Raw genomic sequence first — 19,959 nt, 5'->3', positions numbered from 1 at the left:
ACAGGTGTGGCCCGGGACGGCCGCCGCCGGATCGCTGCCGGACGCCCCGGGAGTCCGGTAGCGATCAGATGATCAGCAGGGTGGTGGCGGACCAGGCCTGCCGGTGCATCTCCAGGCGGAAGGCCATGGCCCAGGCGCGCTCGCCGGTGACCAGGGTGACGGCGGCCTCGACCGCGCCCGCCCGCGGCTCGCACAGCTTCACCCCGATCACCCCCACCGGGGCCGGTCGCTGCGGTGGCCGGGACCCGGGCCGGCCCGCCTTGCGCAGCTCGGCGACCCGGCGCGCGCCGGCCAGGCCCTGCGCCACCACATCGGCGGCCTCGGCCGGAACCGACACCCGGCGCAGGTGAGCGGCCGGCCGGAACCCGTTGAGCACCTCCAGGCAGAGCCGCACGAACCGGCGGACGGCGAGTTTCGCGTCACCGGACACCCCGCTGACGGCGGGCAGTGGCGGCCGGGGCAGCACGGACGGCGGCGGCCCACCGGGCGCGAACGCCGAGCCCGGCCGCGGCGCCGTCCGCCGCTCGGCACCCCGCCGAGCCGCCGCCTGCCGCTCCGCGCTCGTTCGAGCCGCCGACGGCTGGTCGGCGCCTGTTCGAGCCGCCGACGGCTGCTCGGACGTTGCTCCGGCGGCTGGTGGCCACTCCGGCGCTGATCGTGGCGAGGACGTCCACTCCGGCGGTGCGGACTCGTCGTCGAACGGGGGTTCATACCGGGGAACCGGGCGCAGGCGGATCGCCGGCCGGGACCCGGCGGGTGCAATCTGGATCGCCGATCGCATCGCCACCGCCAATTCTTGTGTTTGCCTCCGTTTGCTTTCGATGACCCCGATTCTGGCTCGTTGGCTTACGCCGGGGCAACCGCGCGTCATCGATCCGGGAAGAGGCGCAAAAGCCGCCGTCCGGTCAATCCGTCTCGCGCTCCGCCAGCGGGTTGTCGCGGACCCAGGCGGCCGTCTCGGCGTACTTCTCCTCGATGTATTCCTCCAGCTTGGCGCGCTCGACGCGCCACTGACCGCGCCCACCGACCTTGATCGCGGGCAGTTCGCCGCTGCGCACCATGTGGTAGACCTGCGAGTCCGAGACGTTCAGCTCGGCGGCCACGTCGGACAGCAGCAGGAAGCGTGGCTCCGGCATGGATCCTCCTATCGACAGCCTCAGTTTGCCACCGTTTGCCATCAGCAGAGCCCGCCGGCCCACGCTGCCACGTTCCGGAGACTCCTGGTGGAATGGTGCGTCCCCGGGCTGAGATGACGGTGTACTGTGCTCGCCCGAGCGCCGAGTGCAGGAGGAATCACGTGCCGATCAACGACCTGGTCCGGGTCTATGTCCCGGCGACCCTGCCGATGCTGGCGGCCCTGCGTGCCGACGGCCGGCTCGGCGAGCACACCACGGTCGCGCACGCGGTGACGCCCGCGCTGCGGGAGTGGTATGCGGAGGGTGACGAGGAGGAGCTGGAGTACGTCGCCTTCACCCGCGCCGCCCAGGGCGCTCTCCAGTTGCTGCGGCACGATCCGTCCGCGCCGCGCCGCCGGGTCGTGGTCTCGGCGGACGTGCCGGCCGCCGGCCTGATCCGGGAGGACACCGAGCTCGGGTCGAGCACCGTCCGGCTGCCGCAGCCGGTGACGATCAAGGAGCTGGCCAGCATCCACGTCGACGGCGCGGAGGCGGCGGAGTCGGTCGCGGCGGCCGCCGACGTGGTCGAGGAGGCCCTGGCCGGCGACCCGGACGCCCAGTTCACCGTCGACAGCGCCGAGGATCACGAGCTTGAGTGGTACGCGGTGTCCGAGCTCGACGAACTGCTCTGAGTCGCCGGCTCCGCGCCTCCCGTCAGGCGGTGGTGGACGGGCGCTGGGCCGCGGCCGGTGAGTCGGACGTGGAGGGGCTCTCCGCCGCGGCGGGCTCGGACACGGCCGGGTCGTCCGGCACGGGGCTGGTGTCGGTGGCGGCCGGCGATGTGGGCGCGCCGGGGGCCGGAGAGTCGGCGTCGGCGGCCGGGGAAAGGGTGCGGCCGACCGCGACGAGCGCCGTGAACGCGCCCACGAAGAGGACGATCAGGCCGTTGTTGAGGCGGGCCGAGCTGAGCATCTGCTGCACGGCGAGTTCCAGTTCGCTCACCTTGCCGGCCAGCTCGAGCACCTGGGCGCCGGCGGTGCGGGCGAGCAGCTCGGCGATCACGATGACCAGGCCGGGCCCGGCGCCGGCCAGCGCGTACAGCGGCCAGCGCAGGTCGGCGCCGGTGCGGCGGCGGGCCCGGCGGAGCAGCGCGTACGGGATGAGGCCGGCGGCCAGGCCGCTGAGGGCCGCCTGACTGTACGAGAACCACTGTGCCGCGTCGGCCGAGGACGCGACGTCGCCGATGCCGTAGGCCTCGAGCACCGGGTCCTGGAAGAGGTTGAGCAGGAAGCCGACCAGGAAGACACCGACCGAGCCGGCCGCGGCCCCGGCGATCACCGCGGGGATCCGCAGCCCGGCCAGCGCGCCGCCGATGGTGGCCGCCGCGGCGATGGTGCCGGCGACGATCGCGTACATCGTCCCGGCGGTGTTGATCGTGAGGATCGGCACCGCGCTGAGCAGACCGGTGAGCAGCCCGGCCCCGGTGGCGACGGCGAACCGGGCGCTGGCCCCGAGCGGCCGGCGGGCGCTGATCAGGGTCAGCGCCAGCAGGGCCACGGCGGCGCCGGCCACCAGGTCGGCCGAGACGGCGCCGGGCAGCGCGTACGCCGTGGAGGTCACCTCCATCGCGGCGTCGTCCCGCCCGGTGATGGTGGCCCGCGCTGACCAGAGCATCGCGACGGTCCAGCCGATCGCGGCCAGCGCGAGCAGCGCCACGGTGAGCCGGGACTCCTCGACGGTCTCCGGGGCGGCGGTCTGGCGGTCTGTCATGGGGGTCAGGGTAACCGGCGAACCTGCGCAGTCCCGATGATGGAGGGTGCCCACCGGGCGGCACGGGCCCGAACCGGCCGCGGAAGGAGACCGGTCACTTGGCGCTATTTGCACATGGGCGGATTGTCGGGTTTCGCGTGTCGCAATCGACCCTTACGCCGGAATCCTGCCCGCAACGGTTCGTCTGACCGTTTATCTGCGCCATATTACCTGCTCAGTGGCCGTTTCACCGCCGAAACGCCGGATCGGCACGCTCGTTGTCGGACTGTCTGTGCGGGACAGTCGTTTGTGGAGGCGCAAACTGGACGGATCGGGCTAAATCCTGGACGGCGGCGCGACAAAGTGGCAGCTTAGAAGGCATGCCCGACTTCCAGATCAATCCGACGGCGGCTGCCCTCCTCGGCCTCCTCCATGAGGGGTCGATGACCGGTGGTCAGCTGATGGCGGCTGCCGAACGCCGCCTCGGGCCCTACTGGTCGATGACGCGGAGCCAGGTCTACCGCGAACTGCCCGTACTGGCCGAAATGGGGTACGTCCGCCTCGGAAAGCCGGGTCCTCGATCCAGTCAGCCCTACGCCATCACCGCCTCCGGCAAGCGCGCCTTCAGCCGGTGGCTCACCGAGGCGCCCGGCCGGGACGCGCTGCGCAACCCGGTGGCGCTCCGGGTCGCCTTCGGCTCCCAGCACTCCGGGGACCAGTTGCAGGAGCTCTACAGTCACGCCAACCAGTACCACGCGGAGGCCATGGCGATGGCGAAAGAGCAGGCCAAGGAGGCCAAGAAGAACGGTGACCCGTTCGGCGCCGCCGCGCTGGAATTCGCGGTCGCCTATCACAAAGCCGCTCTCACCTGGCTCAAGGCCGTACCGACGGGCTGAACATCGACCGCCCCGGCCAGCATTCTGGCCGGGCGGCGTAGTCTTGAGTGTCGTGACCGCTGCCGACTTTCCCGAGCAACTGAAGTCCCTCGACGCGACCCTGCGCAACATCGAGAACGTCCTGGACGTCGACAAGCTGCGCCGGGACAAGGCGGACCTCGAGGAGCAGGCCTCCGCGCCGGACCTCTGGGACGACCAGGCCCGTGCGCAGGAGGTCAACAGCCGCCTGGCGTACATCTCCGGGGAGATCTCCAAGCTGGAGCGCCTGCGCTCCCGTCTCGACGACGCCGGGCTCCTGCTGGAGATGGCCGAGGCCGAGGGCGACGCCGGGTCGGTCGCCGAGGTCGGCGACGAGCTCGTGACGCTGACCAAGCAGATCGAGGAGATGGAGGTCCGCACCCTCCTCTCCGGTGAGTACGACGCTCGTGAGGCCGTGGTGGCGATCCGGGCCGGCGCCGGCGGTGTGGACGCGGCCGACTTCGCCGAGATGCTCATGCGGATGTACCTGCGCTGGGCCGAGCGCCACGGCTACCCCACCGAGGTCTACGACACGTCGTACGCGGAGGAGGCAGGCCTCAAGTCCGCCACGTTCGCGGTGAAGGTGCCGTACGCGTACGGCACCCTGGGCGTCGAGTCCGGCACCCACCGCCTGGTGCGGATCAGCCCGTTCGACAATCAGGGCCGCCGGCAGACCAGCTTCGCCAGCGTCGAGGTGATGCCGGTGGTCGAGCAGACCGAGTTCGTCGACATCCCGGAGAACGAGATCCGCGTCGACGTGTACCGGTCCTCCGGCCCCGGCGGGCAGAGCGTCAACACGACCGACTCGGCGGTCCGGCTGACCCACATCCCCACCGGCATCGTGGCGTCCTGCCAGAACGAGAAGTCGCAGCTGCAGAACAAGGCGGCCGCGATGCGCGTTCTCCAGGCCCGGCTGCTGGAGCGGAAGCGCCAGGAGGAGGAGGCCAAGATGGCCGGCCTGAAGCTGGACACCACCGGATCGTGGGGCGACCAGATGCGTTCGTACGTCCTGCACCCCTACCAGATGGTGAAAGATCTGCGCACCGAGTACGAGGTCGGCAACCCTTCGTCGGTCTTCGACGGCGATGTGGACGGGTTCATCGAGGCCGGCATCAAGTGGCGCAAGCAGAACCAGCTCGCCAGCTGATCCGACGGTGACCGAGCGCTACCCCGCCTGGACGGAAAGTCAGGCGGGGTGACGTGCGATTACGCCGTTACCGCAGCTCGTGAATATTCCCGACCCCGGCGGGGTTGGCGATTTCGTTACACCGCGTAGACTCCAGTCCCGTGATTCAGCTCGAGAACGTGACGAAGACGTATCCGAAGGCGTCTCGGCCGTCGTTGGACAATGTCAGCGTCGGGATCGAGAAGGGTGAGTTCGTCTTCTTCATCGGTCCCTCCGGTTCCGGTAAGTCGACGATCGTCAAGCTGCTGCTCAGAGAGGTGCAGGCGACCCGCGGCAAGGTGGTGGTGAACGCCAAGGACGTCACCTCCCTGCGCTCCTGGAAGGTCCCGCACTTCCGCCGCTCGATCGGCTGCGTCTTCCAGGACTTCCGCCTGCTGCCCAACCGCACGGCCTACGAGAACGTCGCCTTCGCCCTCGAGGTGATCGGCAAGACCAAGGCCGTCGCCCGCCGGGTGGTGCCCGAGGTCCTCGAGCTGGTCGGCCTGGGCGGCAAGGAGCACCGGTACCCGCACGAGCTCTCCGGTGGTGAGCAGCAGCGTGTCGCGGTGGCCCGGGCCTTCGTGAACCGGCCGCTGATCCTGCTGGCCGACGAGCCCACGGGTAACCTCGACCCGGACACCTCGATCGAGATCATGCGTCTGCTGGACCGGATCAACCGGACCGGCACGACTGTCGTGATGGTCACGCACGACTCCAACATCGTCAACCAGATGCGCCGCCGCGTCATCGAGATCGAGAGCGGACGGATCGTCCGGGACCAGGCGCGCGGTGTCTACGGATAAGCCCGGCTCCGCCCTCGTAACGCAGGCTGCAGCACCGACACGCGGAGTCCCGGAAGGATCCCCCCGATGCGCGTGAAGTACGTACTCAACGAGGTCCTGGTGGGCCTGTGGCGAAACGTCACGATGACGGTCGCCATGATCATCACCATGTCGGTCTCGTTGTTCATGCTGGGCGCCAGTGTGCTCATGTACATGCAGGTCGACCAGATGAAGGACTACTACTACGGCAACATCCAGGTCTCCATCTTCCTGGCCGACGACGTCAACGACGGTCAGCGCCAGGCGATCGCGGCGGCCATCGACAACAGCCCGCTGCTCGCGGAGAAGACGTACGAGACCAAGGAGCAGGCGCTCGAACGCTTCAAGAAGCTCTGGGCCGACTCGCCCGACTTCGTGAACGCGATCAACGCGAACAGCCTGCCGGAGTCGTACCGGGTGAAGCTCAACGACCCGGAGAAGTACGAGGAGTTCGCCAAGACTGTCGAGGGCCTGCCCGGGATCCGGCAGATCATCGACCAGCGCCAGACCCTGGAGAAGGTCTTCGAGATCTTCAACGCGATCCAGGTGGGCGCGCTGTTCGTGGCCTCCTTCATGGCGCTCGCGGCCCTGCTGCTGGTGGGTAACACCATCCAGGTGGCGGCGTACAGCAAGCGGCGTGAGGTCGCGGTCATGAAACTGGTCGGCGCCTCGAACTGGTTCATCCAGGCGCCGTTCGTCCTGGAGGCGATGGTCGCCGGCATCGTCGGCGCGCTGCTCGGCTTCGGTCTGCTGGGCCTCAGCAAGGTCGTCCTGCTGGACAACAAGCTCCAGGCCCTGACCACGATCATCACCCCGGTCCCGACCGGCAACCTGATGCTGATGCTGCCGTTGCTGGCCCTGATCGGCTCGCTGGTCAGCGCGATCACCGCCTGGATCACGCTGCGCTTCTACCTCAAGGTCTGACGCTCCACCGGACTTTGCCGATGGCCGCAACCGATGGTTGCGGCCATCGGGCGTTTTGGGGCATTGCGGGCGTTTGGTCGCGGTAGCGTGACGTCCATGAGGTATCGCCGTCTGATCGCCGCCTGCCTCAGTCTTCTCAGTCTCGCGGCATTCGTCCTGGTCGTGCCCCGGCCCGCCGCCGCGGACCCCGGCGACGACGCCGCCAAGGCCGTCCAGCGGGCCGAAGCCCTCCTGGAGAGCGCCAGCGCCACCGCCCGCGCCGCGGCGGCCAACCTGGCCCGGGCGAGCGCCGCCCTCCCGGCCGCCCAGAACCGGCTCGCCACCGCCCGCGGCATCGTCGTCGCCACCCAGGTCGAGGCGAACACCGCCCGCCGGGCCGCCGACGCCGCCCGCGTGGAGCACGAGCGGGTCGCCGCGAACTTCGCCATCGCCGCCGGGCAGGTCGAGGCCGCCCGGGAGCGGGTCGACGAGATCGCCGCGTCCAGCTACATGGGCGGCACCTTCAACCGGATCAACCTGCTCGTCGGCGCCGCGGGGCCGCAGGACATGATGGACCGCCTCGGCTTCGTGGAACACCTGATGGACCGGGAACAGGACGAGGTCCGTGCCCTCGTGGCGGCCCGGCGCGCCGCCCGTATCGAGCAGGACCGCGCCGCCGCCGCGAAGTACACCGCCGAGAACGCCGAACAGGTAGCCGCCGGCCGGCTCCGCGCCGCACAGGCCGCACAGGCCGCCGCGATCCAGGCCCGGCAGGCGCTCGACCAGCTCGTGGTGGCCCGGCAGACCGCGCTGCGGGCCGCGCAGTCCCAGCGCGCCACCGTCCTCGCGCAATACCGCGCGGCGGTCCGGGCCGAGAGCCGGGTACGGTCGGCCATGCGCGGCTGGGAGACGAGGTCCGGGGTCGCCGCCACCTACTCCGGGGGACGGCTGCTGATGCCCGTCCAGGGGTGGAAGTCCAGCGACTTCGGCTACCGCTACGACCCGTACTACCACGTGTGGCAGCTGCACGCCGGCACCGACATCGCCGCCGGCTCCGGCAGCCCGATCCGGGCCGCCACCTCCGGCCGGGTGATCCAGGCCGGCTGGAACGGCGGCTACGGCAGGTACACCTGCATCTCGCACGGACGGCTGGGCGGGAGCACGTTCAGCACCTGCTACGCCCACCAGTCCCGGATGTACGTCCGGGTGGGGCAATACGTCCGCGGCGGCGAGATCATCGGCCGGGTCGGCAGCACCGGGGCCTCCACCGGGGCACACCTGCACTTCGAGACGCGCTTCGGCGGCGTACCCCGAAACCCGCTCGTTTACCTGCCCGGGTGTCTCTGCTGAACCACGGGTAGTCTTTTCCCTCATGCCACGGGAACAGGGCCGCAAGGTCGTCGCCTCCAACCGCAAGGCGTACCACGACTACACCATCCTGGACACCTACGAGGCCGGCATGGTCCTCACCGGCACCGAGGTGAAGTCGCTGCGGGCCGGCCGGTCGTCGCTGGTCGACGCGTTCGGCCACGAGAAGGACGGCGAGATCTACCTGCACGGGATGCACATCCCGGAGTACACGCAGGGCACCTGGACGAACCATGAGCCGCGCCGCGTACGCAAGCTGCTGTTGCATCGCGAAGAGATCCACAAGATGCTCGGCAAGCTGCGCGACGACGGCGTCACCCTGGTCCCGCTCTCGGTCTTCTTCCACAACGGGTACGCGAAGGTCGAGATCGGCGTCGCCAAGGGCAAGAAGAGCTACGACAAGCGTCAGGACATGGCCAGCCGGGACGCGCAGAAAGAGATCAACCGAGCCATGGGGCGGCGTGCCAAAGGCATGGACTGACGGGTATTCTCGCCCGCCGGACCCGTTGATCCTCTGCTGCCACTAGGGAGCCCACCCGTTGGCGAAGCATGCCGAACGTCAATTCATCATCGCCCGCGCCGTCTTCGGCTCGGCCGCCGCGCTGCTGCTGGGCCTCGTCGGCTGGGTGGCGTTCCGATCCGGCGGCAGCCCCGAGGACGGCAGCGGCAAACCGCTCCTGGTCCAGCCGACCACCACCCTCCAGGCAGCCGGGGGCACCCTGCCGGCCGTCACCACGCCGCCCGTCGAGTCGGCCCGGGTGACACCGTCCGTCTCGTCGTCGCCGACCCCGTCGCCGTCGAAGTCGTCGCCGTCACCGACGCCCTCGAAGTCCTCGGCCTCGCCCACGCCGTCGGTGACCACCGGCAAGCCCAGCCCCAGCGCGCCACCGGCACCGTCGCGCACCACCCCGGCCCCGGCCGCCGACACCCTGGCCATGACGTACTCGACCAGCGCCTCCTGGCGCGACGGCTTCATCGCCGCGGTCCGGGTGACCAACAACGGCACGTCCGGCCGGGACTGGACGGTCACCCTGACCTACCCCGCCAGCGCCGACATCGACGTGCACGGCTCCTGGAACGCCTCGGTCAGCCGCAGCGGCGACACCGTCACCCTGCGCGGCAGATCCCTCGCCGCCGGCGCCTCGGTCACCGCCGGCTTCCAGGCCTCCAAGGACACCGGCGGCCTGGTGAAGCCGGTCTCCTGCGCCCTCGGTGGCGGAGCCTGCAGGATGAGCTAAGATTGCGACGCTGTGAAACAGACATGGGGGTGACTGGTTTCGACTTCGTACGTGGAGACAGGGGAAGCGAGCCGAGGAAGCCGACGTCGTCTCGAGAATCGGTCGTCGGAAAACTATAAGCGCCAACGATAAGTTTGACGCTGACCAGTACGCTCTCGCCGCCTGAGGCAAGTAGCGTGGTCTGTCGGTCTGGGAGCGCCTCCGTCCCAGCCACCGGCATCAGCTAGGAGGCTGGCCAATGGGTCCCGGTCACGGGGACCTTGCGGCGAGATCAATCAGTGACTGGGCCCGTCATCCGAACTTGCTCACGTGAGTCGGAGGGCCGAGTAGAGGCATAGTGAGCTGCGCTCGGAGAAGCCCTGACAAAACAACGAAGGACCCGGGTTCGATTCCCGGCACCTCCACGAGAGAGGGCTTACTTGAACCCGCGACAGCGGGAGAGAGTTCGCTCGAAGCGGCGGCACCATCGGTGCCGCCGCTTTCGTTTCTCGCCTCGTTGACCAGCGGCAACACCAGGTCCGAGGTAGCCGATCGGCGCACGGCCCACCGACCCACCCCGGATGATCTTCTGACCCATCTTGTACGCGATGTCCGCACCCGATGCGCGGGACTGGTACTCGTTGACCCCGTCGAGCACCGTGGCGACCAGATCACCGATCGCCGAGTCCTCGGTGTAGTCCATGACTGAAATCAGGGTTGCGCCCGCGCTACGAAGATCCCGTTTGGTGATCGCCGCGTCGATGCTGTTCCGGTGGAGTCGGGACCGGGCGTAGACGAGCACATAGTCGACGTTTTTCTCGGCCTTGAGCCGGGCCATCATCTCTCGGAACACCGGCCGGCCGTCCACGGTTGTCGCGGAGCGACCGGGCTCGACGAACTCGGCAACGATCTCGGCGCCCAACTCGGCTGCGCGTCGCTGGATTGCCGTGCGCTGTGCGGGCAGCGAGATGCCCTCAGGGTCGTAGTCGGTGTTGACCTGCCCGGCCGACGAGACACGCAGATAGCTGAACGCGCGCTTGTTCGTGCTCGCCGGCCGGTCGTGCTGGCGCTGACTCTGCGCCATCTCGGGTTCCTCCTCGGTTGTGGTTGATCTCCTCGGCGATCGTGACGAGCACTCGCGCGAGGACTTCGGGATCGATGCGGATCTCACGTACGGGCCGACGGCGCCGCTTCGGGCGGGGCTCGTGTCCGTTCATCCGTCCGCCGTCCGTCCGCGCCTGTAGCAGCGCAGACGCGTGCGCGGAGACGGACGTCCGCGCGGACTATCCATCGGACTCGTCCCTTGGCATCCGCCAGCGTCCGCGGCGTACCTGCGTGGCGTGAGCTTGGAGTCGGTCGTAGATCCATGTGCGCCTCATTCCAGTCATTCGCATGAGTTCGGGGACCGATAGGCCGTGCTCGGGCGCCTCGTTGAGCGCGGTCCAGAGCACCTTCTCGGGGTTGGCCTCATCGAGGATCACGCCGTCGTAGATCTCTTCAGTCAGTGCATCGGCCGACAGGCGGTCCAGGTCCGGGCGGTCGGGTGCGTACCGCTCGACGGTGACCCGGACGTCGTCGTCGGTCACCAGGTAGGCGCGGGCGCGGCGCGGATGTTTGAAGCCCTCGGCGGAGACGAGGAATTTGCCGGGTGCGTCCAGGTCGTGCGCGTGCCACCCGGCGGTCACCATGCCCTGACCGAGGATGAGATCGGTGTCCCGGCGCTCACGGACGCGCAGGCAGACTCGCACGTCCATCTGTGAACGGATGGCGCCCTTGCCCATGGCCTGCTGAGTCGGACGTTGGGTTGCCGCGAGCAGGGTCTCGGCGACTGCACGGCCACGACGAGCGATCGAGTCCGCGTACTCGACGGCGGCGGGGGACTGCTCGGCAAGCTCCGCGTATTCGTCCACCACGATGACGAGCGCGGGTGTGTTCTCGGTCGGTATCCAGAGCCGCGACGACGACTCGGCCATCGCGCGGGCACGTGCTTCGAGCACCCGTACCGCGTCCCGCAGCATCGTCTCTGCCTCGGCCGGGGTGGTTGCCAGCCGAGCGAGGCAGGGTGCCCAGGGACCCAGCTCCATGCCGCCCTTGAGGTCGATGCCCCAGAGCACGACGTCGGGGCAGGCGACCAGGTTGCCGATGATGACGTTGAGAATGCCGCTCTTGCCGGCACCCGCGATGCCGCCGACCAGGACGTGCCGACGCAGCATCGGCACTGCGACATGGGCTGCGTCCTCGAAGACACCGAGCCGGATGGGGTCGGCGACCGATCGAGCTGCCGGTCCACGCTACGGGACGGCGTTGGCGTGCGGATCCTCGGCCAGCACTCGCATGACGAACCGACCGGCGTGAGCTGGATCCGGCGCGACCCGGACCGCTCCGGGCCGGGTGCCGAGTCCGGACTCGATCGCGGGTACCTGCGCGATGGCATCTGCGACCGTCTGGCCTGCTCGCAGCGTTATCCGGGCGCGCCAGCCCCACACGTCGACCACCGCCGAGAGCACCCGCGACCCGGCGAGTCCGATCTGTTCGGCCAGATCGGGCCAGGCCTGAATGGTGCGGTCCACGCGTACACGGGCTCGACGGCGCCGGTGCGACCACCACGGGATCGCACCGGCCGTCATGGCGACCAGCAGAAGCGACTGCAGCGGGCTCGGTCCCGGACCGAGCGCGGTCGCTGCGGCGAGCCACGTACCGGCAACCGTGGTCGCGACCGCTGCGTACGCACGTTCTTCGGATCGGACAACGCCCCAGGGTGCACCTCGGAGTGCTGCCACCGCAGCCGCTGCGACGGTGACAGCGAGAACCCAGCCCCACCCCTCCGGCTGCGTCGAGTGCAGCCAGAGGGCCGCCAGGTCGAGGGTTGCGGCAAGTGCCAGCGGAGCGAGTTCGGAGCGGTACCGGACGCGGAACGGATCCCGACCAGTTCGTCTGCGGGGTTCAAGTAGGCGGTGAGCACCTCCACGGAGGCGAAAGGCGCCCTATCTGCGGAAAGCGCAGATAGGGCGCCTTTCGACACATCTGCCCCGATGGGGAGCCCTCAGAGCCCCCGCAGTGCGGTGGTTGCGTTTGGCGGCTCACTGCGCGGGACGGTCGTCAGCTTAGCTCCCCAAGTCACGTAGCCCGCAATTGGTTTTAGGCTGAAGGCTACTCTCACCGGTTGAGATACTGCTTGATCACGCTTGAAGGCAAACGGCCTTTGTCGCGGACGTGAATGCCTGCTTTCGCTGCCCAGGTTCTAACCGCTGCCGCATCCACGCTTACTGGAGTGGGGACGAATCCTAGTGTCGTGGTTTCTTCCTCGGAAACCGACAGCTCTGGGTCCGTTGATTCGACCACTTCGGGTGGGGCCTTGACGCTATTCGGGCCGTCGGACTCAACGCCGATCGCTCGCAGCTTGGATGCGGTGATGTCGGGGGATTCTAACGGATAGTACTTATCTCCTTTGCGCCTGACAGTCTGCATCAGTGGAGAGGTAAGGAAGGCGAGGATTTCTTGAATCTCGTCGGGATCTGGGTCAAGTTTGTCTCGCAACAGGTATCGCAACGCCGTGACATCAAGCATCCCGCCCGACCTCGCTACCTCCCGGTCATCATTGGCTTCGCGCCACATCGTCGCCACGACCTGCTTCATGAGCGTTTGCCTTCTGATGGCCTCATCCCAGGCGGTTTCCGGCGCCGCGGTTTCCACGTCGAAGATGCCCGCCAAGGCGCTCGGTGCGAGAGGGGCGATTTCGTTCAGTTCCAAATACCGTCGCAATGTCGTGACATCGATCAAACGGACGTTGCGCTGTTGTGCCCATTTCCGCAAGCGGCCGTCCGGGAAAGACGGGCCGACGATTACGGCTCGGTCCGCATCATGTCGGGCTCTGTGCTCCTCAATGGCGTCAAAGCTGATGGATCCTTCCAATACTTGCCCGGATCCGGACGACTTGACTTCCACGGTGATTCGGCGCTTCTTGCCAGGGCCGAGCCATATGGACACCATGACATCCGTGCGTCCGGGCCCGCCGAGATGGCGGACGCCGAATCCGAGAAGGCGCAGAGCGTTCTGCACAGCGAGTTCGAACCGCTTCGGATCGCGGGAATCGGTTGAAGCTTCTTGTAGCTCAACCACCGCTTCCTGCGTAGGTGAAAGAACTGGCGCGGCCAAGTTCTCCGCGGCCGGCGAAGGTGTGCTGTCGGGCTGGATGCAGGGCAGGTCAGCAACCACCGAACGGCCGAGCGGGGTAGCCATGTAGCTGGTGTGCGACACGCGTACGAGCAGCCCGCAGCTGCTCAGAAGGCGGAGGCGGACCCCGATCTCCGAACGTTGCGGGCTGTCGTCTCCGAGCAACTCCTGAACAGCACTCATGAGGTCGCCGACATCGGTGGGTCGAGGTAACAAGGTCACCAGCTCGCCGAAAAGGAGCACGTGGGAATGAATGATTCGCATGAGGTCGACAGGTTCCGAACTCTCGAGCCACTGCTGCGCGCCACTTGTTGGAGTGAACCTGTCTAAGCCCGCCTGTTCTACCAAGCCGATAGATCGTAGCGCTGCCAGCGCCGTTTCGGCCGATGACTTCGAGAGGCCGAGTTCTACACTGCAGATGCGCTGGTACTCATGCCTCTCGATCGCTGGACTGAAGAAGGTGGTGAGCCGGCGTAGGCTCTCGTACAAAGTCTCTCCCTCGCGCCCAGCCGGTAAAAAGCCGATGACCCGCTTACGTGCGCTGAGCTTTTCGTCGTCGAGAGAGTTGAGAAGTCCGGCGATAGCACCCTCGGCGGGTGGGATGTCGATGACTGTCTGTTCCTCCCGGCCCGCGTGTGGAAGTGAGGAAGGGTCCACGTTTTGAAGCTTCTCGAGGAATTGGCGGCCGCGAGCCGTCGGCACGACCTCGTAGTGCGACCATCGCTCGATGAATCCTCCCACCCGAAGCCATGCCGTCCTCCGGCGCACCTGATCGAGGGAAGACCAGCCGACTCCGTACTTGGATTTGGCGCGCTCGAGCAACTCCTCGTGAGTGCGTGCCTCGCCGCATATCTCGGCCAATGCTTCACCGACGAATCGGATCCTGCTGTGGATAAGGCCGATCAGGAATTCTTCACTGTGGTTACCAAGCCAGTCTTCGGCTTCCTTGGTCAGCGTGATCAGCCCCGCATCATTCTTGACCAACAGCCCGATGGGGGACAGACGGCGCAGTAGCCACTCGCCGGTAACCTTCTCGGGTTCACCCGATTTCCAGTTGAACATGGACTGCGCCGTCAACCGGGCTTCGGCGATCGACGGCAGCATGTTCCGAAGGTCTGAGATCCATCCCTCCGGCGCCCCGGGCAACACCGGGACGGCGAGCAGTCGTGATGCCCATGGCAACGCAGGCGGAATTTCGAGGGGGGAAGTACCGCTGTCGGGCATCGTCGGGCCTGGTCCTTTCGGCTTTTGGAGATATCTGGGGGGTGTGGAAGGCGCTGGATGGTTTGACGCGAGAAGCATGGTAGGGCGTGGGTACGACATTCTGCGTAGGTGCGTTCACTCGAAAGGGTGGTTCGCGCAGCGTCGGGCTGACCTGCGCGCACACGGGTGACGCCGACACTCTCGCGCGTACGCCCTAAGGCGCATGATCGTCGCCATCGTCCGTGCCAAGGTCACCCTGGCCCGAGGCTCGTCCTGCACACCGTGGAAAGCGCCGTCAGGAGGGACCCCGCGCGGTTCCGCGCCGATGTGGTTGCTTTCGTTGATCAGCTTTCCAGTGGTGCGATCGCCCCTGAGGTCACGACGTTGCCACTGGCGCAGGCTGCAGAAGCCCGCCGCCTGCTCGAGAGCCGTCAGGTCACGGGAAAGACAGTGCTCATTCCCTGAGTCAGGCTGTCTGATCGAAACCGTTCGTGGTGAGAACGGAACGGAGTCCCGGCGTCTCGTGGGCGCGGTTCAAGTAAGCGAATATCAGCTTCACTGCAAGATCGTGACTGTGGCGCCCTCCGATGAGGGTGGCGCCACAGTCATCTTCGACGGTGTCACGGCTGACGTTGACGGGGTGGGTCGATCAGTTTACGTGCGGGTCGTTGAAGAAGTACCCACCGCTGGGCTTCCGGTCGCTGCCTGGGGGGCTCTGCGTGAGCTCGACGGGCGGCTCGGTGTTCCGGTGAGAGCCGATCAATCCGGGCGCGGGCACCTCAGTGATGCGAGGAGTTCGGTTTCAGGCTCAGAACCCCTGTCAGCTCTCGACCGCGATATGGGTCGCCGGCAGGGTAAACTTGTACCGGATAGTGGTACGACTCTTGGAGGGCGTTGCTGTGGCTCTGTCTGCGAGTGAAGCGCGAAAGCGGCTCTTTCCACTGATTGAGCAGGTCAACGACGATGAGGAAGCGGTGGAGATCGTCTCGAAGTCGGGCACCGCGTTCCTCGTGCCTGAGAGTCTGTGGCGATCGATGGTGGAAACGCGGTATCTGCTCAGGTCGCCGGCGAATGCGAGGCGACTGATGGACAGCGTGGCCCGGGTGGAGGCCGGTGAGTTCGAGCGTCGTGATTTGATCCCCGGCGGCGAGGAGCTGGGGCGTCAGGCGTCGTGAACATCGCCTTCGACAAGACCGGTTGGGAGGACTACACGTCTTGGGTGGGTGAGCCCAAGACGCTTCGTCGGATCAATCGGATGATTGAAGAGGCTTTGCGCGATCCTGGCCAGGGGATCGGCAAGCCGGAGCGTCTGACCGAGAACCTCAGTGGCTATTGGTCCCGGCGGATCACTGATGAGCACCGGCTCGTCTACACCGTACGCGGCGAGAACCTGATCATCGTGCAGGCCCGCTATCACTACTGATCAAGGTCGCGCGCAACTGTTCGAGCTGGACCGTTCGGTGCAAGCAGGAGGCCATCACCTCCACGGCATGGCGGCCCCTCTTCGCGGAAAACGCGAACAGGGGCCGTTTCGGTTTCCCGCTCCGGGGGCCGAGCCCCCGGAAACCCCGCACCACGGTGGGCGTGGCAGGTGGGTCGCGTTGCGGTTCGTGCGTTGCGGTTGCGTCAGATGGGTAGGACGGACACGTCGTATTTCTGGATGTGGGCATCGCGAGTAACCAGCGTCAGACCCTCGATCTGAGCCTGAGCGATCAGGTCAGGATGCGGTCGAAGGGATCGCGGTGATGTGTCGGCAATCGACCTGCCGCTATCCCATGATCGACTGTGATGGCCAGGTGCCGAAAGCCGCTGTCGCGGATTCGCTCGGGCAAGTCCGGCGGTCCCAATTTACCAAGTGCCTGCTTGATCGATACCTCCCACACCGTGGCTGAGCTGACGTACACCTCGTCGTCCTGATCGAGACGATCCTTGATGCTGTCGGCGAGGGTGGGATCGTCGTCCAGCCACCACATCACCACATGGGTGTCCAGCAGAAGGCTCATGGCGCGAGCCCGAAGTCACGTGCAATGCCTTCATTGAGCTCGGGCGAATCCCAGTCATCGGCGGCGGCGAGCCGGCCCTTCAGGGAGCCTCGGCCAGACCTGATCGTTCGCGGCCGGATGGTCTGGAGCGGCGCGCGCGTGCCTGACTCATCGTCTATCTGCCAGAACGCCCAACCGTTGCGGTTGTCGTTGATGCCTGGGTTGTAGTGCCTGACTACGGCCCGTGCTGCGCCGGTGGGGCTCTTGAATGACTGACCAGCAAGCGGGCCGTCGACGATTTCGACGCGTGCCGGCTCGAAGTATCGGGCACGCACTCGGTGTCCGTCGTAGTCCCCATAGATCGCGATGCCGTGATCGGTTGAGGTAGGGAGACTCTCCTCGGGCAAGAGGCTGGCCTCGATCAGGCGACGAATGATCCCGCCCTCGGTCAGGTTGGCCATCCGCGCTGCGAAGGAAACGGTCTGCTTCGTGTACTCGTCGACCTCGATGGTTGCCATGGGCGTCACCTCCGTCCAAGAAGATAGCGCAAATATATAAGCAAACACAGCAGACGCAGCATGGACCGGTGCTCGTCTCCTTCCATGGCCAGTTGCCGGAAAGTGCCACTTGAAGCCGCTGCACACTCGTTGAGGGTTCAAGTAGGCCACTGCCACCTCCACGGCATGGCGGCCCCCTGCTCGCGAAAGGCGCGAGCCGGGGGCCGTTCCGGTTCGCTAGCTCCGGGGGCCGAGCCCCCCGGAAACCCCGCGTTACGGGCTCGCCGTTCGTTGCCGGCCTGCGGTTACCCCGGCTTGTTGTTGGCGGTTGGCCTCGCGGTTGTTGTGGGTTCGGCTGGTTGTCAGGGCTGTCTCAACTGCAGTTGAGACAGCCCTGACAACCAGCCGGGGGTGACCGGAAGGGGCATGCATGGCCCGCACCCGAGGGCGATCGGGAGGGAACGCCTGCCGTGGTCGCCGCGAGGCACGGGACTTCTGTGGCCCGTACCGGAGCAGGGGTTGAGAGAAGTGTGGTGGGTCAGTAGGAGTTGTTGGCCTGGAAGTGGGACCAGGCGCCGCACGGGGAGTCGTAGCGGCCTCTGATGTAGCCCAGTCCCCAGGTGATCTGGGTGGCGGGGCTGATCTCCCAGTCGTCGCCGGCGGAGGACATCTTGCGGCCGGGGAGGGCCTGCGGGATGCCGTAGGCGCCGGACGGGTTGCGGGCCTTGTAGTTCCAGCCGCTCTCGTGGTCCCACAGCTTGTTCAGGCAGGAGAACTCGCTGAAGGCGAAACCCGATTTGATCATCAGGGCGCAGCCGATCTCGCGGCTGCCGCTGAACGACTGGCAGGACGCCGGGATCGTGCCGGTGTAAGGGACCGGGCCGGTGCGGGCGGCCTTCTCGGCGGCGGCCTTCTTCTCGGCGGTGTCCTTCTTCTGCGCGGCGTCCAGGGAACGCGCGTACGCCGTGTCGGTCCGGGTCAGCGCCGCGGCCTTCTGGGCGGCGGTCTTCTCCGACGCGGCGCGGGCGGCGCGGTCGGCGGCGTGCTTGGCCTCCCGGGCGACGGTGAGCTGCTGCGCGACGATCTGGGACCGGACGGCGTCGTCAGCCGCGCGGTCCCGGTCGGCGTGCTGCCGGGCCAGCTGGACACCACCGGCCAGGCCGGCCACCAGCAGCGCCACCGATGCGGTGCGGGCGCCCACGCTACGAAGTCGATTCACCGGTGATCCCTTCAACGACCATGGATCTTCCCCGGCGGGCAGGGCGGTGTCCACCGGGGTGCGGTGACTTTTTGGGTACGGCGTACGGCTCAGGGAAGCTCGAAAGGCAGTTCGATGCCCGCCAGGGCGTCCGGGCAGGGGCAGGTGCGCTCGACCGGAAGCTTGGCGACCGCGTCCAGGAGAACGTCCCGGAGCCGGGCCGTGTTGTCGGCGAAGACCGTGAAGACCTCCTCCTGGGTGACGCCGTGGTCGCCCTCGACACCCGCGTCCAGATCGGTCACCAGGGCGATCGCCGTGTAACAGAGCGCCAGCTCGCGAGCCAGCACCGCTTCCGGGTGACCGGTCATGTTCACGATCGTGCCGCCGATCGAGGTGAACCAGCGGGATTCGGCCCGGGTGGAGAACCGCGGGCCCTCCACGACGACCATGGTGCCGCCGTCCACCGCGTTCACCCGGGCGGCGGAATCCAGCACCGTGGCCCGGCCGGCCGGGCAGTAGGGGTCGGCGAACGACACGTGCACCGCGCCCGAGTCGTAGAACGTCTGCTCCCGGCCGCTGGTGCGATCGATCAGCTGATCCGGGACCACGAACGTGCCGGGACCCAGCTCCGGGCGCAGGCCACCGACCGCGCACGGGGCCACGATCTGCCGCACCCCGAGCGAACGCAGCGCCCACAGATTGGCCCGATAGGGAATCCTGTGCGGCGGAAAGCGGTGGTCACGGCCGTGCCGGGGCAGGAACGCCACCCGGCGCCCACCCACCTCGGCGACCGTCACCGGGTCCGACGGCGGGCCGTAGGGGGTCTCGACCACGTGCTCGGTGGCGTTGTCGAGAAGCGCGTACAGCCCCGATCCGCCGATGACGCCGATCTCTGCTGCCGTAGGTGGCCGGTTCATGCACAGACCTTATCGGGGGGCGGAAACGCAAGCTAATGTGCGAGTCATGGCTACGTCGACTGGACGGCGGTAATCAGGTGTTCGGTGAGCAGCAGCGGATCGGAGGCCGGTCGGTGGAGTCGATGACCGGTCAGCTGCTCGTCGCCACGCCCACCCTCAAGGACCCCAACTTCGACCGTACGGTCGTGCTGCTGGTGGCCCACGAGACGGGCGGCGCCCTCGGGGTCGTGCTCAACCGCGCCACCGAGGTCCCGGTCGCCGAGGTCCTCGGCAACTGGGGCGAGCTGGCCGGCGACCCCGCGGTCCTCTTCGAGGGCGGCCCGGTGCAGCCGGAGTCGGCCATCTGCCTGGCCCGCACCAAACCCGCCGTGAAGAAGCGGCTGTCCGGCTTCCACCCGGTCAGCGGCGCCCTCGGCACCCTCGACCTGTCCGCCGACCCGGACCGGCTGCGCGAGAGCGTCACCGGCATCCGCGTCTTCGCCGGCTATTCCGGATGGTCCGCGGGCCAGCTGGAGGACGAGATCGAGGCCGGCTCCTGGTTCGTCTTCGACGCCCTCCCCGGCGACCCGTTCGTGGAGCGACCAGACGACCTGTGGGCCATGGTGCTGCGCCGGCAGGGCGACATCCTGGCAGCCGTCGCCCACTTCCCCCCGGACGTCTCGCTCAACTGAGGGGGGTCCTTCGACGGGGCTCGGAGGGGTGTGTAATATTTCCAGCGTGCCCGGGGGAAACGCCGG

22 protein-coding genes, 1 other RNA gene and 1 pseudogene are annotated in these 19,959 nt (G+C 67.7%); 13 read left to right on the top strand and 11 right to left on the bottom strand.

Translation table 11 applies throughout. From position 1 onward, the window contains the following. Positions 1-64 precede the first annotated feature (64 nt). Both ACZ3II_RS08020 and ACZ3II_RS08015 read right to left on the bottom strand, forming a co-directional pair. Entirely contained in the window at positions 65-781 is a 717-nt protein-coding gene (locus ACZ3II_RS08020) for an Rv3235 family protein (RefSeq protein ID WP_465517251.1), read from the bottom strand. Between the two features lie 124 nt (positions 782-905). Beyond that, positions 906-1,136 (bottom strand): helix-turn-helix transcriptional regulator, encoded by a 231-nt coding sequence (locus ACZ3II_RS08015; protein WP_465516879.1) that lies wholly within the window; start codon positions 1,134-1,136, stop codon positions 906-908. Between the two features lie 209 nt (positions 1,137-1,345). On the opposite strand from ACZ3II_RS08015, the gene ACZ3II_RS08010 reads away from it, so the two are divergent. After that, positions 1,346-1,807, top strand: coding sequence for a DUF6912 family protein (locus tag ACZ3II_RS08010; RefSeq protein WP_465517250.1), 462 nt, complete (start codon positions 1,346-1,348; stop codon positions 1,805-1,807). Between the two features lie 22 nt (positions 1,808-1,829). Here ACZ3II_RS08010 and ACZ3II_RS08005 read toward each other — a convergent pair whose 3' ends face one another. Beyond that, the gene (locus ACZ3II_RS08005) at positions 1,830-2,885 is read right to left on the bottom strand and encodes a hypothetical protein (protein ID WP_465516878.1); all 1,056 of its coding nucleotides are present in this window, start codon (positions 2,883-2,885) and stop codon (positions 1,830-1,832) included. Positions 2,886-3,244: 359 nt separating this feature from the next. Between ACZ3II_RS08005 and ACZ3II_RS08000 the strand changes: the two genes are divergently transcribed. The 8 genes from ACZ3II_RS08000 (at position 3,245) to ssrA (ending at position 9,680) form a co-directional block, all read left to right on the top strand. Continuing rightward, complete coding sequence (locus ACZ3II_RS08000) at positions 3,245-3,760, top strand: PadR family transcriptional regulator (protein WP_043522012.1); 516 nt, start codon at positions 3,245-3,247, stop codon at positions 3,758-3,760. Positions 3,761-3,812: 52 nt separating this feature from the next. Beyond that, positions 3,813-4,925, top strand: a complete 1,113-nt coding sequence (gene prfB, locus ACZ3II_RS07995) for a peptide chain release factor 2 (RefSeq protein WP_465516877.1) — start codon at positions 3,813-3,815, stop codon at positions 4,923-4,925. Between the two features lie 140 nt (positions 4,926-5,065). Beyond that, entirely contained in the window at positions 5,066-5,746 is a 681-nt protein-coding gene (gene ftsE, locus ACZ3II_RS07990; RefSeq protein ID WP_043522010.1) for a cell division ATP-binding protein FtsE, read from the top strand. Between the two features lie 66 nt (positions 5,747-5,812). Beyond that, complete coding sequence (ftsX, locus tag ACZ3II_RS07985) at positions 5,813-6,688, top strand: permease-like cell division protein FtsX (protein ID WP_465516876.1); 876 nt, start codon at positions 5,813-5,815, stop codon at positions 6,686-6,688. Between the two features lie 96 nt (positions 6,689-6,784). Beyond that, positions 6,785-8,017 carry a M23 family metallopeptidase gene (locus tag ACZ3II_RS07980; RefSeq protein ID WP_465516875.1) on the top strand — a complete coding sequence of 411 codons (1,233 nt, stop codon included), beginning with the start codon at positions 6,785-6,787 and terminating at the stop codon, positions 8,015-8,017. Between the two features lie 22 nt (positions 8,018-8,039). Continuing rightward, positions 8,040-8,516, top strand: coding sequence for an SsrA-binding protein SmpB (smpB, locus tag ACZ3II_RS07975; RefSeq protein ID WP_465516874.1), 477 nt, complete (start codon positions 8,040-8,042; stop codon positions 8,514-8,516). A gap of 58 nt (positions 8,517-8,574) precedes the next feature. Beyond that, positions 8,575-9,273, top strand: a complete 699-nt coding sequence (locus ACZ3II_RS07970; RefSeq protein ID WP_465516873.1) for a cellulose binding domain-containing protein — start codon at positions 8,575-8,577, stop codon at positions 9,271-9,273. Between the two features lie 25 nt (positions 9,274-9,298). Continuing rightward, positions 9,299-9,680: a transfer-messenger RNA gene (gene ssrA / locus ACZ3II_RS07965) on the top strand. Between the two features lie 8 nt (positions 9,681-9,688). Here the strand turns inward: ssrA and ACZ3II_RS07960 are convergent. From ACZ3II_RS07960 to ACZ3II_RS07945, 4 genes are all read right to left on the bottom strand, one after another. Further along, the gene (locus tag ACZ3II_RS07960) at positions 9,689-10,336 is read right to left on the bottom strand and encodes a recombinase family protein (RefSeq protein WP_465516872.1); all 648 of its coding nucleotides are present in this window, start codon (positions 10,334-10,336) and stop codon (positions 9,689-9,691) included. 199 nt (positions 10,337-10,535) lie between these two features. Further along, positions 10,536-11,465, bottom strand: a complete 930-nt coding sequence (locus tag ACZ3II_RS07955; RefSeq protein ID WP_465517249.1) for an FtsK/SpoIIIE domain-containing protein — start codon at positions 11,463-11,465, stop codon at positions 10,536-10,538. 78 nt (positions 11,466-11,543) lie between these two features. Next, a complete protein-coding gene (locus ACZ3II_RS07950; protein WP_465516871.1) occupies positions 11,544-11,822 on the bottom strand; it encodes a hypothetical protein in 279 nt (92 codons plus the stop codon). A 586-nt stretch (positions 11,823-12,408) separates the two neighbouring features. Then, the gene (locus ACZ3II_RS07945; protein WP_465516870.1) at positions 12,409-14,529 is read right to left on the bottom strand and encodes an Lsr2 family DNA-binding protein; all 2,121 of its coding nucleotides are present in this window, start codon (positions 14,527-14,529) and stop codon (positions 12,409-12,411) included. A 381-nt stretch (positions 14,530-14,910) separates the two neighbouring features. On the opposite strand from ACZ3II_RS07945, the gene ACZ3II_RS07940 reads away from it, so the two are divergent. The 3 genes from ACZ3II_RS07940 to ACZ3II_RS07930 all read left to right on the top strand — a co-directional run bounded on the left by ACZ3II_RS07940 (position 14,911) and on the right by ACZ3II_RS07930 (position 16,051). Continuing rightward, entirely contained in the window at positions 14,911-15,093 is a 183-nt protein-coding gene (locus ACZ3II_RS07940; RefSeq protein WP_465516869.1) for a zinc-binding dehydrogenase, read from the top strand. Between the two features lie 434 nt (positions 15,094-15,527). Then, on the top strand, positions 15,528-15,803 hold the full coding sequence (locus ACZ3II_RS07935) for a type II toxin-antitoxin system Phd/YefM family antitoxin (RefSeq protein WP_465516868.1): 276 nt from the start codon (positions 15,528-15,530) through the stop codon (positions 15,801-15,803). Then, positions 15,800-16,051, top strand: coding sequence for a Txe/YoeB family addiction module toxin (locus ACZ3II_RS07930; RefSeq protein WP_465516867.1), 252 nt, complete (start codon positions 15,800-15,802; stop codon positions 16,049-16,051). The genes ACZ3II_RS07935 and ACZ3II_RS07930 overlap by 4 nt, the downstream gene beginning before the upstream one ends. A gap of 203 nt (positions 16,052-16,254) precedes the next feature. On the opposite strand, the pseudogene ACZ3II_RS07925 reads toward ACZ3II_RS07930, so the two are convergent. The 4 genes and pseudogenes from ACZ3II_RS07925 to ACZ3II_RS07910 form a co-directional block, all read right to left on the bottom strand. Further along, a pseudogene (locus ACZ3II_RS07925) lies at positions 16,255-16,631 on the bottom strand (type II toxin-antitoxin system VapC family toxin). Then, positions 16,628-17,128 (bottom strand): hypothetical protein, encoded by a 501-nt coding sequence (locus tag ACZ3II_RS07920; protein WP_465516866.1) that lies wholly within the window; start codon positions 17,126-17,128, stop codon positions 16,628-16,630. Before ACZ3II_RS07920 ends, ACZ3II_RS07925 begins: the two are co-directional and overlap by 4 nt. 517 nt (positions 17,129-17,645) lie before the next feature. Then, positions 17,646-18,326 (bottom strand): aggregation-promoting factor C-terminal-like domain-containing protein, encoded by a 681-nt coding sequence (locus ACZ3II_RS07915; RefSeq protein ID WP_465516865.1) that lies wholly within the window; start codon positions 18,324-18,326, stop codon positions 17,646-17,648. An 89-nt stretch (positions 18,327-18,415) separates the two neighbouring features. After that, entirely contained in the window at positions 18,416-19,222 is an 807-nt protein-coding gene (locus ACZ3II_RS07910) for an S-methyl-5'-thioadenosine phosphorylase (protein WP_465516864.1), read from the bottom strand. Positions 19,223-19,344: 122 nt separating this feature from the next. On the opposite strand from ACZ3II_RS07910, the gene ACZ3II_RS07905 reads away from it, so the two are divergent. Next, on the top strand, positions 19,345-19,893 hold the full coding sequence (locus ACZ3II_RS07905) for a YqgE/AlgH family protein (RefSeq protein ID WP_465517248.1): 549 nt from the start codon (positions 19,345-19,347) through the stop codon (positions 19,891-19,893). The last annotated feature ends 66 nt before the right edge of the window (positions 19,894-19,959 follow it).

This window comes from Actinoplanes sp. NPDC019969 (assembly GCF_055562375.1).
This window is presented reverse-complemented; position numbering and strand designations above follow the sequence as displayed.